11 protein-coding genes are annotated in these 15408 nt (G+C 70.3%); 4 read left to right on the top strand and 7 right to left on the bottom strand.

The window, feature by feature from the left end:
• The first annotated feature begins 21 nt into the window (after positions 1–21).
• On the top strand, positions 22–777 hold the full coding sequence (locus tag QA861_RS37550) for a type 1 glutamine amidotransferase (RefSeq protein WP_334593234.1): 756 nt from the start codon (positions 22–24) through the stop codon (positions 775–777).
• An 87-nt stretch (positions 778–864) separates the two neighbouring features.
• Complete coding sequence (locus QA861_RS37545; protein ID WP_334593232.1) at positions 865–1383, top strand: DUF6174 domain-containing protein; 519 nt, start codon at positions 865–867, stop codon at positions 1381–1383.
• Here the strand turns inward: QA861_RS37545 and QA861_RS37540 are convergent.
• Positions 1380–1862 (bottom strand): hypothetical protein, encoded by a 483-nt coding sequence (locus QA861_RS37540; RefSeq protein ID WP_334593230.1) that lies wholly within the window; start codon positions 1860–1862, stop codon positions 1380–1382. The genes QA861_RS37545 and QA861_RS37540 overlap by 4 nt on opposite strands.
• A 73-nt stretch (positions 1863–1935) precedes the next feature.
• Complete coding sequence (locus QA861_RS37535; RefSeq protein WP_334593228.1) at positions 1936–3033, bottom strand: magnesium and cobalt transport protein CorA; 1098 nt, start codon at positions 3031–3033, stop codon at positions 1936–1938.
• A gap of 247 nt (positions 3034–3280) precedes the next feature.
• On the opposite strand from QA861_RS37535, the gene QA861_RS37530 reads away from it, so the two are divergent.
• Complete coding sequence (locus tag QA861_RS37530) at positions 3281–4159, top strand: alpha/beta fold hydrolase (protein ID WP_334594971.1); 879 nt, start codon at positions 3281–3283, stop codon at positions 4157–4159.
• A gap of 179 nt (positions 4160–4338) precedes the next feature.
• Here QA861_RS37530 and fxsT read toward each other — a convergent pair whose 3' ends face one another.
• The 4 genes from fxsT to fxsBH form a co-directional block, all read right to left on the bottom strand.
• Complete coding sequence (gene fxsT / locus QA861_RS37525) at positions 4339–8274, bottom strand: FxSxx-COOH system tetratricopeptide repeat protein (protein ID WP_334593227.1); 3936 nt, start codon at positions 8272–8274, stop codon at positions 4339–4341.
• Positions 8271–9629, bottom strand: coding sequence for a TIR-like protein FxsC (locus QA861_RS37520; RefSeq protein WP_334593225.1), 1359 nt, complete (start codon positions 9627–9629; stop codon positions 8271–8273). The genes fxsT and QA861_RS37520 overlap by 4 nt, the downstream gene beginning before the upstream one ends.
• Positions 9630–9722: 93 nt before the next feature.
• On the bottom strand, positions 9723–10457 hold the full coding sequence (locus tag QA861_RS37515) for an AAC(3) family N-acetyltransferase (protein WP_334593224.1): 735 nt from the start codon (positions 10455–10457) through the stop codon (positions 9723–9725).
• 748 nt (positions 10458–11205) lie between these two features.
• Positions 11206–13362 carry a radical SAM/SPASM protein FxsBH, inactivated beta-hydroxylase extension form gene (gene fxsBH / locus QA861_RS37510; protein WP_334593223.1) on the bottom strand — a complete coding sequence of 719 codons (2157 nt, stop codon included), beginning with the start codon at positions 13360–13362 and terminating at the stop codon, positions 11206–11208.
• Between the two features lie 495 nt (positions 13363–13857).
• Between fxsBH and QA861_RS37505 the strand changes: the two genes are divergently transcribed.
• Positions 13858–14793 (top strand): DUF4231 domain-containing protein, encoded by a 936-nt coding sequence (locus QA861_RS37505; RefSeq protein ID WP_334593221.1) that lies wholly within the window; start codon positions 13858–13860, stop codon positions 14791–14793.
• Between the two features lie 9 nt (positions 14794–14802).
• Here the strand turns inward: QA861_RS37505 and QA861_RS37500 are convergent, their stop codons facing one another.
• Complete coding sequence (locus tag QA861_RS37500; protein WP_334594970.1) at positions 14803–15318, bottom strand: hypothetical protein; 516 nt, start codon at positions 15316–15318, stop codon at positions 14803–14805.
• Between the last annotated feature and the right edge of the window lie 90 nt (positions 15319–15408).

Genomic DNA, 15408 nt, shown 5'->3' with positions numbered 1-15408 from the left:
CCCGCCCCCACTCTGCCAGAAGTGGAGAACTCCGTGCGCGCCCTCGTCATACGTCACGACCATCTCTCGCTGTCCGGTCCCGTCGGCGACCGGATCGCCCAACTCGACTATGACATCGACGAGTTGATCGTCGTACCGGCCGAGCGGTACGACAGCCCCGGCGTGGAGTTCGACTTCCCCGACCCGGCCGGCTACGACCTGGTCGTGCTGCTCGGCGCACCCTGGTCGGTCTACGACAGGGCCTCGGTCGCGCCCTGGATCGACGGCGAACTGGAGCTGCTGCGCACCGCGTACGCCGCCGAACTGCCCGTGCTCGGCATCTGCTTCGGGGCGCAGGCGCTCGCCACCGCCCTCGGGGGGAGCGTCGAGGCGGCGCCCCGGCACGAGATCGGCTGGACGGCCGTCGAGTCGGACGTGCCCGGGCTGATTCCGGCGGGGCCCTGGTTCCAGTGGCACTTCGACCGGTTCACGGTCCCGCCGGGCGCGGTGGAGCTGGCCCGCAGCGCGGTCGGTCCGCAGGCGTTCCGGGCCGGGCGGGCACTCGGGGTGCAGTTCCATCCCGAGCTCGACGAGGAGACCCTGCTCCAGTGGCTGGACGCGGGCGGCCGGGCCGAGGCCAGGGCGCACGGTGAGGACCCGGACCGGCTGCTCGCGGAGACCCGCGCCCTGCGCGAGGAGTCACGGCAGCGGGCGTACGACCTCGTGGACGCCTTCCTCACCGGGATCGCCGGGGTGGTGACGGACCAGGCAGCGGCAGGGCAGGGGCACGCGGCCTGAGAGCTTTCGGTGCTCCGATGAACGTTTTCCGGCGAATACGCGTCGTAGCGGTAGTCGGGACTCGTTCGTTTGTTCAGGGGGATCACCATGGCTTCGGTCCGATCGCTGTCGTCCGTCGTGCTCGTCGGGGGGCTGCTGTGCACGGTCGTCGGCTGTGGCGGGGATTCCGGGGCCTCGGAGTCCGGGGAGGGCTCGTCGGGGACCTCGCCCACTCCCTCCTCCTCGTTCTCGTCGTTCGCGGAGTCCTGGGACGAGCCCGCCTCGTACGCCTACACGCTGACGTCGAGCGAGGGTGAGCGCAGCCTCATCGGCAGGTTCCGGGTGACGGTGCGGGACGGGAAGGTCGCCAAGGTGGTCGGGCTCGACGAGAGCGGGCGGGGCGCGGTGCGGCGGGCGCGCGAGGAGGTGCCCACCATCGGCGGGCTGCTGGACCGGCTGGCCCGGGCCCACGACGAGGGCGCGGACACGGCGGAGGCGGAGTACGCGCCCGACGGGCACCCCGTCCGGATCACCCTGGACCCGCGGAAGAACGCGGCCGACGACGAGCAGGCGTACGTCATCAGCGACTACGAGCCGCAGCCGGTACCCGTGGCGGCGAAGTCCTAGTTCTGCGCGTCGTGGTCGTTCAGGTCCTCGAAGGTGCCGCCGACCTTCTGGCGCAGTGATTCCTGGAGTTTCGGGGGCGCGCTGATGACCCACTTGGTGCCGACCAGGTACTTGCCGCCGTAGATGGCCGCGCTGTCGAGCCAGGTGAGCTTGTACTTCTCCTCGGGGAACGTCGTGATCAGGTAGTCGCCGTCGGCGGTGTGGCAGACGCCCTCGCGCAGTTCCTTCGCGTCGGTGCGGATCGTCACCTCGCAGCCGGTCAGCTTGGCGATCACCTCGACCTTGGCCGGCGCGACCACGGCCGCCACGGGAGCGGGCGGCATGGACTCCGACGCGGCCGGCGACGCCTTCTTCCCGGAGTCCGTGCCCGCGTCCGTGTCCGACGTACAGGCGGTGGTCAGGGGGAGGGCGACGGCCGTCAGGAGCGCGGCGAGCGCGACGGCCCTGCGGGGCGATCGCCGGGTTTGCTGCTGGAACACTGCGCCTCTCCAGGTCGGGTGGTACGGCGGACGTACGACTCGACAGAAGGTACGGGCGGGGGGTGGGCCGTGTTCACAGCCAGCCGTTGCGTTTGAAACCGCGGTGGACGAAGAAGCAGGCGGCGGCGATGACGACGAGGACGAGCGGGTAGCCGTAGCGCCAGTGCAGCTCGGGCATGTGCTGGAAGTTCATGCCGTAGATCCCGCAGACCATGGTCGGTACGGCGACGATCGCGGCCCACGCGGTGATCTTCCGCATGTCCTCGTTCTGGGCGACGGTGACCTGCGCGAGGTGGGCCTGGAGGATCGAGTCGAGCAGGGCGTCGAAGGCGTGGATCTGCTCGGTGGCGCGGATCAGATGGTCGGACACGTCCCGGAAGTAGGCCTGTATCGCCGGCTCGACGGACGGCATCGGCTCGGTGGCCAGCTGCTGGAGGGGTCGGCCGAGGGGGACCACCGCCCGCTTCAGTTCGAGGAGTTCCCGCTTGAGCTGGTAGATACGGCCGGCGTCGGCGGTGCGCGGGCTCTGCGGCGAGAACACGTCCGACTCGACCTGGTCGAGGTCGTCCTGGACGGCGTCCGTGACGTTCAGGTAGTCGTCGACGACATGGTCGGCGATGGCGTGCAGCACCGCGGCCGGGCCCCTGCCGAGCTGCTCCGGGTCGGACTCCAGCTCCTCGCGCAGGGGACCGAGGGAGCCGTGCCGGCCGTGCCGGACGGTGACGACGAAGTCGGGGCCCGCGAAGACCATGATCTCGCCGGTGGTGACGACCTCGCTGGTCGCGGTGAGTTCCTCGTGCTCGACGTAGCAGACCGTCTTGAACACGGCGAACAGGACATCGCCGTACCGCTCCACCTTGGGACGCTGGTGGGCCTGGACCGCGTCCTCGACGGCGAGCGGGTGCAGCCCGAACAGTTCGGCGACGCGGGCGAACTCCGTCTCGGAGGGTTCGTGCAGGCCGAGCCAGACGAAGCCGCGGTGGTGCTTGCGGACGCGGGCGACGGACTCCTCGACGGTGGGCGCGGTGGGCTGACGTACACCCTCGCGGTAGATCACGCAGTTGACGACGGTCGAGCCGAGCGGTGACCGGGCGGGGTGACTGAGGTCCACCCGCGGCCGCCCACGCCGAGCCAGGCGGGCCACTTTGCGCAGGCTGCCGACCATCGACATGCGGTTGCTCCTTCTCCGGGTGCGGACAGTGTGCCAGGTAGGGGTAAGGGGGAGGTCAGGGGAGTGACCCCGGGCTCCGGGACTCCGAAAACAGTAGGGGAAAGGGGGCCGAAGAAAGGACCGGGTACCCCGGGCCGGAAGGTCCGGCGCCGGCCATACCCGTTTCGCCCTCTGTGCATCCGGGCAGGGATCGGGCAGCGTGGTCCCGGTCGAGTGAGTCGGCCAGGGGGAGGGGGACGCGGCGGTGGTGGCGGACCATGTGCGGACCGCGGACGGGCGGCGCTTACGGGTCGAGATCTCGGGAGACCCGAACGGACACCCCGTGTTCCTCCTGCACGGCACACCCGGCAGCCGGGTCGGTCCCCGGCCCCGCGCGATGTTCCTGTATCAGCACGGCGCCTGCCTCATCAGCTACGACCGTCCCGGATACGGCGGTTCGGACCGCAAGAAGGGCCGGCGGATCGTCGACGTGGTCAACGACGTCTCCGTGGTCGCCGACGCCCTAGGGCTCGACCGGTTCGCGGTCGCCGGGCGATCAGGTGGCGCCCCGCACGCCCTCGCCTGTGCCGCGCTGCTGCCGGACCGGGTGACCCGGGCCGCCGCGCTGGTCGGGCTCGCGCCCAGAGACGCGGAAGGGCTCGACTGGTTCGCCGGCATGGCCCCCTCCAACGTCAACGAGTTCAGCACGGCGTTCACCGATCCGGAGCGGTTCGCGGCCCGGCTCATCCCGCGGTCGGCGGCCATCCGCAGCGATCCGGCGAAGCTCCTCGAGGAACTGCGCACGGAACTCACCGACGACGACCGGATGATCGTCTCCGACAACACCATCCGCTCGATGCTCCTGCGCAACTACCTTGAGGCGCTGCGCACTTCACCGTACGGCTGGATCGACGACGCCCTCGCGCTGACCGGCCCGTGGGGATTCGACCCGGCACAGATCGATGTGCCGGTGCTGCTGTGGCACGGCGGGCTGGACGTCTTCTCGCCCGCCTCGCACTCCTCCTGGCTCGCGGCCCGCATCCCACGCTCCACGGCCGTCCTGGAACCGGCGGCGGCCCACTTCGCGTCCCTGCGCGCCCTGCCGATCGCCCTCAACTGGCTGCTCGCGGACACCACTCAGCCCTAGAGGTCCTGCCGGGACGCCAGGCACGCCCGCCGCACCGGGCGCGGGCACCTGACGCCTCCAGGCCCGCCTTTCGGGCGGGACGACGGGAACGTGACGGCGGGCCCCGGCCGACTGCCGGGTGAAGCGCCGGCGACCACCCGATGCCGACGCCCCCGTCCCGGACCTCACCGCACCCCGCCTCACACCGCCAGCGGCTCCAGGTCCCGGTACACCCGCCGCCTGCTGTGGGCGAACCGGGTGATCCCGTTCTCGTCGCCGAGCAGCATCCGCAGCTCCGTCAGCGCCTCGCCGTGCCGCCGCTCCGCCTCCGCCTCATGGCCCAACTCGCTGAGTGTCAAGGCGGAGTTGGCGACCACGGCCAGGGTCTCCGGGTGATGCGGGCCCAGGATCTGGCGCAAGGTGACCACCGCGTTCTCCTCCAGCTCCCGGGCCTCGTCGAGACGGCCCTGGCCGGCCAGTACGTTGGCGTAGTTGACCCCGCAGAACAGGGAGTGCGGATGCTGCGGCCCCAGCACCTCGCCCATGCGCCGCAGCACCTGCCGGAACACCGTGTCCGCCTTCTCCGTGTCGCCGCAGCCCCAGTGGTAGATACCGAGGTTGTTCAGCGCGGCCTGGGTGTACGGGTGGGCCTCACCCGGTACGTCCATGTACCTGGCCAGCGCCTCCCGGGCGACCTCGCGGGCCCGCTCCCGGTCGTCGGCCGCGAACAGGTCGGCCGCCATGTTCAGATCGCAGGCCAGCGAGTCCGGCGTCGGCTCCTTGTACTGGCTCCGGTACTGGTCCTGCGTCGCCGTCGTCAGCCGCCGGGCGTCCTCGAACTGTCCGGCCCGACGCAGCGACACCGCGAGGGACTTGGCGCACCGCAGGGTGCCCGGGAACTCCTTGCCGAGGATGCGCTTGTGCGTGTCGTACGCCTGTGACAACACCGCCACCGACTCCGCGTACCGGCCGACCTCGCGCAGGTCGCGGCCCAGCCCCTCGGCCGAGGCCAGCGTGTAGGGATGCTCCGGCCCCAGTACGCGCTGGCGTCGGTCGAGCGTCTCCTGGTCGAGGTCGCGGGCCTCGCCGTAGCGGCCCACCATGCGCAGGGCGAGGGCGAGGTTGTTGGCCGCGTTGAGGGTCCTGGGGTGGGACTCGTGGAAGATCTCGCTGAACCCGTCGTGCGCCTCACGGGCGAGGTCCACCGCGGACCGGTAGTCACCGAGGGCGGCGAGGTCGCTGGCGAGGCTGGACGTGGTGACGTACGTGTGCGGGTGCGTGGGGCCGAGGACCCGGCGCTGGCGGTCCAGCAGTTCGGTGTCGATGTCCCGGGCCTCGATGTAACGCCCTTGCGAGCGCAGCACGTTGGCCAGCTGGCAGCGCAGATACAGATACTGCACGTCGTCCTCGCCGCGCAGCGGCTTCCAGTGGTCCAGCAGATCCTCGGCGCGTTTCTGCGCGTTGGGGAAGTCACCGCGTTTCCAGTAGTAGCGGACCCGGTCGATGAGCAGCCGGCGCGTCTCGGACTCGGTGCAGTTGCGGGCGTCGGAGGCGGTGAGGTGCGGCCAGATGACGCCGAACCGGGGCCAGCTCTCGGGGTCGTCGATCGGCTCGTCACCGTCGGGACGGGCGCCCGCGAGCACGGTGTGGACGACATGCCGGGCGTGGCGCTGCTCCTCCTCGGTCAACTGGGCGCGGATCACGGCCTGGACCAGCCGGTGGACCTGGATGCTGTTGCTGACCTGGTCGACCTTGGCCAGCGCGAACCGCCCGATCTCCTGGACGACCCGGCCGAGCAGCAACGGCTCCTGGAGCGCCGGGTCGTACGGCTTGAGGGCGTCGATCATCTCCTTGCTGTAGAGCAGGTCGGAGGAGATCGGCTCCGGAGCGAGGAACGCGCACAGCTGCAACAGCCGTACCGAGGCGGGAGAACGTTCCTTCAGCCGGGAGATGGACACGTTCCAGGTCGCCGCGACCGTCTTCGGATAGTCGGCGGGCTGGTTGAGGTCCAGGACGTCGGTGGTCTGCTCGGCGAGCTGCCGCAGATACGTCTCCACGGGCGTGGCCGTCTCGGCCAGCCAGGCCGCCGCCTGCTCGACGGCCAGCGGCAGGTCGCCCACCGCCAGCGCCACCTGGTCGGCCGCCTCGGGGGTCAGCCCCCTGGCCCGCCGGGTGAGGTGTTCGACGCTCTCCTCGCGGAGGAAGACGTCGACGAGCTGGGCCGAACCCTGTTGCGCCCAGGCCTGGTTGCGGGAGGTGATGAGGATGTGCCCGCTGCCGCCGGTCGGGAAGTACGGAGTCAGCGCGGCCGGGTCGTCGGCGTTGTCGAAGACCAGCAGCCAGCGGCTGGTCGGCGTGCCCCGCGACAGCATCTGGCGGGCTTCCTTGCTGGCCATGGTGATGTCGTCACGGCCGGGCGCACCGATGCGGGTGCCGAGTTCGGCGAGCGAGGCGACGACATCGTCCTCGTGCTCGGCGGACGTCCACCAGACCAGGTCGTAGTCCCCCATGAAGCGGTGTACGTACTCCAGCGCGACCTGGGTCTTGCCCACACCGCCGAGCCCGAACAGGACCTGGGGCTGCGAGGGGCCGGCGGAGACACCGCCGCCGAGCTGGTCGCGGATCCGCTCCAGGATGACGTCCCGGCCCGTGAACGTGTTGTTGCGCTGCGGTGCGCTCAGATACGCCGGAGTGTTGCCGGGGAAGCGGGCCGCGTGCGGTCCGGCCTCCGGTGCCTGCCCGGGCAGTCCCAGGGCGCGCAGCACCGCGGCGGCGCACTGTGTCTCGTCGAACCGGTGCAGGTCCACCGGGTTGTGGTCGAGGTAGGCCTCGGGCAGCCGCACCTCGTCGACCCGGAGCGGAACCGTCGTACCGGGCGGGGAGTCCATGCCGGTGTCGGTGAGGGTGCGCCAGACGGCGTCGGCGTACCGGGACTTCTGGAACGCGGTCGACAAAAGGATCACGGTGCGGGTGGCCGAGTCCGCGCGCTCGACGGGGCCGCCGGAGATGTCGTGCGTCACGACGTTGCAGCCGACCCGCTTGAGCAGCGACTCGACCCAGTCGGCCCACATCCGGTTCTCCGCCGAGTACGCCACGACCACATTGGCCGCGCTGGTCAGCGGGCGCCGCCTGAGGTACGCGTCACGGCAGCGCAGCCGCACCGGCTCGGGGATCGGCGGCAGCGAGGTGACGTCGCCGTCGGTGATGACCTGGGTGAGCCGCTCGAACGCGGACAGCAGTGACTTGGGATCGCCCTTCGCGTCGCCGAAGGTCGCGAGGGTCTCCTCGTAGGCGTAGTAGGGGCGGTAGGGGATCTCGACGCTGCCCCAGTAGGCCGTCTGCTCGTCCGGGCCCAGTTTCTCGCCCTTGAGCCCCTTGGGCAGCCCCTGGAAGCGCAGCCGGGCCAGCGCCCGGCCGGCGTCGACCTTGTCCTTCTCACCCTCGTCGATACGCATCGGCACGGGCAGCACCCGGATCGGGTGCGGAAGGGAACCGTCCTCGACGCTGCGGGCCACCGCGGCGCCGCCGTCCAGGGACTGGTCGCTGAGGGTGAAGCAGTCGACCAGGACATCGGGCATCTGCATGGTGCAGATGTCCGCGTTGTCGGACAGTCCGGTACGGCTGTCGATGAGGACGTAGTCGTACGACTTCTTCATGTTGGTGCGCAGCGACTTGAGGAACGCGCCGCCGCCCAGCCGGTCGTAGAAGTTGTCCCATTCCAGGGAGGACACCGTCGCCGAGTATGCGCGGTCCTGGCGGCCCGCGGACAGGAAGTCGAGCGAACCGCCGTCCTTGAAGCTCATCCCGAACCGTTCCGGGGTGAGGGAGATGGCGTGCTGCTCGACGTTCGCGTAGTCGTCCTGCCAGTCGCCGGTGCGCTGCGGGCCGGTGGTCGCCGCCCACGCGAAGTCATGAATGATGTTGATGACTCCGGTGGTGGCCACCAGTGCGTTCGGCTCCAGGAACGGATGGAAGAAGCGGTGCAGGCCCGGCGCCTCCAGGTCCCAGTCGACGGCCAGGACCCGCTTGCCGCTGGCGGCGAGGATCCACGCCGTGTTGGCGAGGGCCATGGTGCGCCCGGTACCGCCCTTGTATGAGTAGAAGGTGATGATACGTCCGTTCTGCACGGCCGTCATGCTTCTCCTCCGTCGTTGGATCCCGCTTCCGGGTACTGCAGCTGGACGGGGCCCATCAGGCGGGGCCTCGGGATGTGCGGCCCCGGCGGCGGATGGGCCTCCGCGTGCTTGAGGAACTGCCGGGTCGTATGGGCCACGACGGAGGGCAGCACGTCGGTGAAGGCCTTGAGCGTGGGTACCCCGATCACGGCGATCCGGCAGTCGGTGCGCCGGCCCCGGTCCAGGATCAACGGGAGGGTGCGCTCCAGTTCCTCGGTGAGCTGCCGCCCCTCCGAGCTGTGACACTGCAGGTCGAGGCGGTTCCACGGGACGATGGCACTCACCCACGGCCGGGCGTGCGAGTCGAAGATCTTGAGCCGCCGCCGCCGTTCCTCGTCGGTCAGCACCCAGCGGTCGACCAGCAGGATGCCCGGCCTGCCCACCGCCTTGTCGTCCTTCTCGCCCTGATCGCCGTTGTCGTCCGGGGAGTTGCCGCCCGACACCGTCTGGGGCTCCCCGGTGTCCTCGTCGTCGAAGGAGGACACCGTGATCCGGTAGTCGAGGGAGCGGATGAGTTCCTCGGCGAGCGACGGCAGAGGACGAGTGGACTCACCATGGTACGGGTTCCAGTCCTGCGCGTCCTCGCCGTACGGCCGGATGTCGCGGTACTCGGGGACGCTGTCGCGGGTCGGTGCGGCCACGGTGAGGTGGATGTGCCGGGGGCCCGAGCCGCGCGGCTTGAACGCGCTGGGCGTGCTCTCGTAGTTGCGGGGCCTGCTCGGCGGCAGCGGTGACTCGTGGGCGACCCGCACGATCCGCTGCGCCAGGCCCAGCACGGTCTCCTCGTACTCGTCGTGCAGCCGGTTGAGTTTGATCAGGCCGTAGATCCCGTTGGTGGCGTAGCGGTCGCCGTAGGTCGCGTGGTCGAGGTGGATGTGCCGTACGGAGTCCGGGAGTTGGTCGTAGTCCACCCGGGTCCACAGGGCGGGGACGATGACGGACGCGGAGCCGGCGCCGGTGGCCCTGGCGTGCAGGACCCGCTCGTGGAAGGCGAACCACTCGCGGCCGCACATCTCGCTGGTGAAGTAGCGGGGCGAGAACAGCGGTACGAACACCCGGCACTTGGCGAGGTTCTCGCTGAGCTTCTCCGGCCAGCCCTCGCCGGAGTGCATCTCCCGGTCCATAAAACCGGCCTGGGAACCGGCGGGCAGATCGGTGAGCGCCATGATGTGGTTGCACAGGTCCCGGTACAGGACGTGCACCCAGTGATCGGGGTCTCCGCCGCCCGTGCCCCAGGGTGGTGTGTGGGCGTAGGAAAGGAAGAAGTAGGGCTGGGTGTCCGGCACCCGGTCCCGACCCCGTTCGGTGTTTTCCACACGCCCCCCTGCCCGTCGGTGCGCCCCAGCGCCGGGGTCACCTGACCGGAACCAACAATGTGCCCGACGGTCGGCTCGCCGGGGTTGCTTGTTTTACGTCAATCCGGGGCGATAACTGGCCATCTGATCGACGGCGTGGTCCACAACGGCGCGCATGGCGCAAAGCGTGACCGTTTTTCCGGCCCATTCCCGCTCCACCACCAGTTCACGCGGGAGCCGCTTCCCGATCGCGCCGAAGTCGCTGTCGTCCAGGGCGAGATCCTCGTACGAGATCCAGTTCCCCCGCTCGCCCACCACGCACCGGTACGTACGCCGAGGTGTGGGCGGCGTCGTCCGGTACTCGGCCAGATGGAACGCGCTGCACACCTCGAACCCGACGCGCAGCAACAGGATCTGGGCATCCGCCGCGTACAGCGCGGCCAGCGGCGAGCGCTCACCGAGATGGCAGTGCGGGTCGTGCCGGCCGAGCAACTCCGCGGCCCTGGGCCCGAGTCCGGCGAAGGAGGTCTGCGGATGGGTGCTGCGGACGGCACCGGGAGTGGTCCGCACACATTCGGCCAGCGCCCCCGTGGAGGGACACGGCGTGCTGTCCGCGGCGAAGGGCGGCATCGAGGCCCGGTGGACGGCCTTCTCCCGCTCGGTCAGCCCCTCGGTGGCTACCCGGTACGCCCGCGAGGTGTCGGAGTTCTCCGGCGTGAACGCGGGCACGACAAGGGTGCCGCCGGCTCCCAGCGCGGCGAGCAGACAGTCCCGTACGAGCGAGGGACCAAGACCGGTGCCGCGCAGGGAGGCGTGGACGATGAGGGGAGCGCCGGGGCGGACACCCAACTCGGCGATCGCGTCCCGTAGTTGACCGGCGGAGTGGGATGCGACGGCAGGGCCGGGACGGGTGCCGGCCGTGGGGGTGAACGGTGGCCGAGGCGGGAGGCCCGGGGCGGTCGGGGTCTGGGGAGCCGGGCCGGTCGCGTCTGCGGGGATGGGCGGCGCCGGAGTTGGCAGAGGCGCCTCTTCCGGGGCGCTTGCGGTGTGGCGGGCTGACCCGACCGGGTTCGCGCGGCCGGCCCGAGTCGGGGTGGTTGCCCGCGGTCCCTGGTCCGAGGCGACCGCCCTGCGGGAGGCCGAGGCCGTTTGGGGCGGGAGGTTCGGGGTGGCTGCCGCGGGGAGGGGTTGGTCGGTCGTGTTCGTGGGGGTGGTCGGTCGTGGGGGTCGGCCTGGAGTGGTCGCCGGGGAGGCCGGGTCGGGTGCGTGGGTGGTTGGGGCCGCTTGGGGCGGGAGGTTCGGGGTGGCTGCCGCGAGGAGGGGTCGGTTGGTCGTGTTCGTGGGGGTGGTCGGTCGTGGGGGTCGGCCTGGAGTGGTCGCCGGGGAGGCCGGGTCGGGTGCGTGGGTGGTTGGGGCCGTTTGGGGCGGGAGGTTCGGGGTGGCTGCCGCGGGGAGGGGTTGGTCGGTCGTGTTCGTGGGGGTGGTCGGTCGTGGGGGTCGGCCTGGAGTGGTCGCCGGGGAGGAGGCCGGGTCGGGTGCGTGGGTGGTAGGGGTCGCCCTGGGTGAGGGGGCCGGGGTGGCCGTCTGGGGGAGCCGCTCAGGCACGGTGGGGCTTCCGGGTCGGTGGGTCCGGGTGCTTCGCCCATTCCGTCCAGAGTTGTGCGGCCAACACCGCGCCCGTTTGCGTGAGTTCGTTCTCCGGGAGCGCGGTCAGCTCGACCAGGGCGCGTACGGCGTCCTCGCGACGGGAGTTGCCGAGTTGCTCGAAGGCCTCGTCGAGGAGGCGGCCCGCCCGGTTGCCCAGGACGTTCAGGTCACTTGTCTCCCGGAGGGAGGTGAGCCTGGCCCGCCGCCCCAGACGCGGGAGTTCACGCACGAACTCCTCCGGCGTGAAGTCGACCGCCGCACCCAGCGCCCCCGGCCCGTGCGTGCCGAGCCGCAGCCCGCTGCCCGCTGCGAGCGGAGTGACGGTGGTGACGAGCAACGCGTTGCGGTCCTCGGACCACCGAGGCAGCCGGGCGTCGAGCAGGTCGTACGCCCGCCTCAGGCGCTCGGCGAAGGACGCCGGGGTCGGCCCGGGGGCGAGCGGAACGGGGAAGCAGTCGCGGTAGGAGTCCGCGTCGTCGACCACCAGGGCCGGCCGACCGGACAGTTCCACGGTGTCCAGCGGACGCCACTGGACGGCGGCAGCGGCGTCGGCGAGCTGCACCTGTACGGGGCCCGACGGGCCGAACACACAGAAGCCGCCCGGTGTCGTCTTGACCTCGACCCGACCCGGCTCCGCCAGCGTGAACGTGCCCAGCGCGGGGAGATGGAGGGCGCGTTCGGACTGGTCCCAGCAGAGCATCACATCGGCGCCGGCCCGCACGGCCGCCGAGAAGGCCAGAGCCATGAACCGGGGGAGATCCGCTGCTCCGTGCCGGGACCGGAGCAGCCAGGTGCGGACGTAGGGGTGGGCGAGAACCTCGTTGAGGTGCCGGACCGTGTCGTCCCCGGCGTCCAGCTCCAGCAGAGTCCGCCAGGCGTCGTCCCAGCCGGGCTCCGGCATCGGGTCGTCGTGCACGACCCGCAGCAATGCCCGGTCCAACCGCAGCTGGGAGAGGCTCAGTTCGTCCGGCCGGCAGACCGACGGGGCGAGCGCCCGGTTCGTCACCCGCTCGGCGATGCCCTCCACCAGGGCGCGCAGGTCGGCGCAGAAGACGGAAGGGTTGTCGAAGTCGCGTTCGGCACTGTAGCGATGGGCGTACAGGCCGCCGCCGCAGGAGTCGACCACCGGACAGCGACGGCACTCCTCGCTGACCCCGGCGAGCCCGCGCTGGCGGGCCAGCACCCCCTCGTGCCGGGCGAACTCCTCGAACCCGTGCCGGAAGACGTCGTACCCCGTGGCCGCCGCTCCGTCGAACGCCGTCTTGAGCGAGTCCGCCTGCTCGAAACTGCCGTCCGTCTCGACCACCGCGAGGTCGGACGGGGCGAGTCCCATCGCCTCGGTCAGACTGGGACCGCCGCGCAGTGTGCTGAGCACCGACTCGAAGGTCCGTACGGGAATCCTGCGTCCCTGTTTCTCCCAGAGGTCGAACACGGCGAGCAGCCAGTCGGCGTACGGGGTCGGTGACCCGGAGGGGTTCGGCGGCGGGTTCTCCCAAGTCGAGTGCGGTAGCAAATAATCGATACGGGGAGGATCAAGCGCCGTAAGTGATTCGTGCACCGTGACGGGGTCGTTCGCGACATCGACGGTACAGAGTAGGCCGCCGAAGAGGTGGCGGTACGCGGGGGTGCGCAGCAGATCGATTCCGCGCAGTACCCGGTCGTAGCTGCTGCGGCCTCTGCGGTCGAGTCTGTGCCGGTCGTTGGCGGCGCGGTCACCGTCGAGCGAAATACCCACCTTGACGCCGAATTCCGCGAAGACGTCCAGATGCCGCGGGCTCAGCTGGATTCCGTTGGTGTGAATCTGGAGGTCCAGTGTGGTGACCGGGGTGAGGGCCCGTGTGAGTTCCGCGCAGATGTTTCTGAGCCGCGTAGGGCCACAGAGGAGGGGCTCGCCCCCGTGGAGGATGATCGTCACGGAAGGAAGCTTGTGAGCCTCGGCGTAGGAGGCGAACTGCCGGGCGGTCCGGGTGAGCGCCTCTTCGGAGATGACTACCGGGCGAGCTTTCCAGCCCTGGTCGGCATGCTCGTACACATAGCAGTGGTCGCAGGCCAGGTCACATCTGCTGTGCACCTTGAGGACCAGCTGCTGGAGGGAGGGGCTCGTCACACTGCATCATCGCAAACCCACTACCCTACCCGAGGCCAACTCGTCGAAATGTTACCGAAGTTGACGAGCGTGACACCTGTGACATGGGGGGCATCCGACGGTGGTGCCGTCGGATACACCTGTCCGCGTGAACCTTCAGGCTCAAACCGCCGAGTTGAAGGTGGGGTTTGTCGGACGCCTGTCGGGGCTGTCCGGCAACCGTCCGATCATGTTCATGACCGCATGCGAGTGTCGGGAGAGGTCCGCCAGCGGGGTCAGCGGCTGGAAGGTCGACCGAGTACCGCTGACGGGCGTTGCCTGTGACTGAGAGAGGCTCATGACTGGCTCGTAGCTCCTTCTGCTGGCGCTGTCCAGCCCCCTTGTCGCCGGTTGGGACCGACCGGCACCAAGAAAGTCTGGTTTTGACGCGGACGATACCGGAGGGCGACCCCCAGGATGGAATCCGCCCATTCGACTTCAGGCTCTGACCACCAAGAGTTGGCTAATGCGTGGGCAATGACCACGGGGGTGAGTCAATTGCACGCCGGTACTCCGGGGCCCAGTGTCACGCTGAGTGAGAATGATCTTCCGCCACTGTTTGTCGTGAGCGATCGGCGGGCTCTGAGCCGTCAGAGTGAGTCCCTCTACGCGGTGCGCACGCAGTTGCTGCTCCTGTTGTCGGCGACCGCGATGGCGATGCTGGCGGAGCGTTTCAACAGTCATGTTCCAGCGGCATTTGCGGCTCTGCTTTACGCGTTCACGATTGCGATCGGACTGCATATCGCCCGACGCCGGGCCCGTGCCCAGTGGCGGGCGCACCGCGATGTGGCGGAGCTCCTCAAGTCGCTTGCCTGGCAGTACATGGTCCACGGGGGGCCGTTCCACTCCCGGGTCTCCGACCCCGACGGGCTGTTCGCGGAACGGCTGGAGGAGCGGCTCCGGGAACTCAGACGGGTGGGCTGGGAGGACTCCCGCAACGGGGCCCACGCCCGTGGAACCGGGCAGATCACCCCGGTCATGCGGGCCGTGCGCGCCAAGCCGTTCGCCGCTCGCCGGGAGATCTATCTCCGGGACCGGCTGCTGGAACAGTTCGTCTGGTACAAGAACCGCGCCTCCGAGTCGCATCGCGCCTCCGTGCGCTGGTCCTCCGTCACGGCCGTCCTGACAGGGCTCGCCCTGCTGGCGGCTGTGCTCAGGGCCCTCGGCGTGATCGGCGGCTGGGATCTCACCGGGCTTCTCAGCGCCGGCGCGGCTGCCGGGGTGGCCTGGCAGGAGGTGCGGCGGCACCGGCCGTTGACGTATGCCCACTCCCTCATCGAACAGGACCTGGAGACACTGCGCGTCTCGATGGTGAAGACGGTGACGGAGGCGGGGTGGGCTGAGGCGGTGGCCGAGGCCGAGCGGGTCGTCTCACCGCAGCACACCGACTGGCTGGTGCGGTTCGGCGGTTGACCCCCGAACTCAGCCGCGCAGCACCCCCGGTCGCCACAGCACCGTCACCGGAACGCCGGTGCGGCGGGCGTACGCCACCACGTCCCCGGTGCCGCCGAGTCCTCGTGCGGGCTGACCGTCCCATACCGCGACCAGCCGGTCGGCGTGGTCGACGATCCAGCGGCCGGCCGCGAAGTAGGCCTCTTCGTGTGTCGCCTCCTCGGGCAGATTCACTTGTGTACGGCAGGAGTTGAGGATGCGGCGGTATGCGGCGCGGGTGTCGGCGTCGCCGAGGTGGGTCTCGTAGTCCATGCCGGGGATCACGGCGGTGACGGGTATGCCCCGGTCCAGGGCCATGTCGGCGAACAACTGGTCGGCCCCGGCCGCGAGGCAGCTCAGAGCCTCCAGTTCCTCGTCGCCCCGCAACTGCCGGCGGATGCCCGTACGGACGGACGGCAGAACGGCGGCGGGGATCGAGCGGTGCCCGGTCACCCCGATGCGCGTGCGGACGCGCGCCCCGACGCGCGTGCCCGTGCCGGTATCCATACCGGTGTCCGTACCTGAATGCATGCCGGTGTGCATACCGGTGTCCATGAACGTGCCCACGCGAGTGCCGACGGACATGTCGTCACGCGT

Origin of the sequence: Streptomyces sp. B21-083 (genome assembly GCF_036898825.1) — a bacterium.
GTDB lineage: Bacteria > Actinomycetota > Actinomycetes > Streptomycetales > Streptomycetaceae > Streptomyces.
Note: the sequence above shows the minus strand (reverse complement) of the source record. Positions and strands in the feature narration are given on the sequence as shown.

Bases quoted from the DNA above. Each gene is read 5' to 3' on its own strand.
- QA861_RS37545 (WP_334593232.1), top strand. From the start codon at position 865: ATGGCTTCGGTCCGATCGCTGTCGTCCGTCGTGCTCGTCGGGGGGCTG.
- QA861_RS37535 (WP_334593228.1), bottom strand. From the start codon at position 3,033: ATGTCGATGGTCGGCAGCCTGCGCAAAGTGGCCCGCCTGGCTCGGCGT.
- fxsT (WP_334593227.1), bottom strand. From the start codon at position 8,274: ATGACGGCCGTGCAGAACGGACGTATCATCACCTTCTACTCATACAAG.
- QA861_RS37505 (WP_334593221.1), top strand. From the start codon at position 13,858: ATGACCACGGGGGTGAGTCAATTGCACGCCGGTACTCCGGGGCCCAGT.
- QA861_RS37500 (WP_334594970.1), bottom strand. From the start codon at position 15,318: ATGGATACCGGCACGGGCACGCGCGTCGGGGCGCGCGTCCGCACGCGC.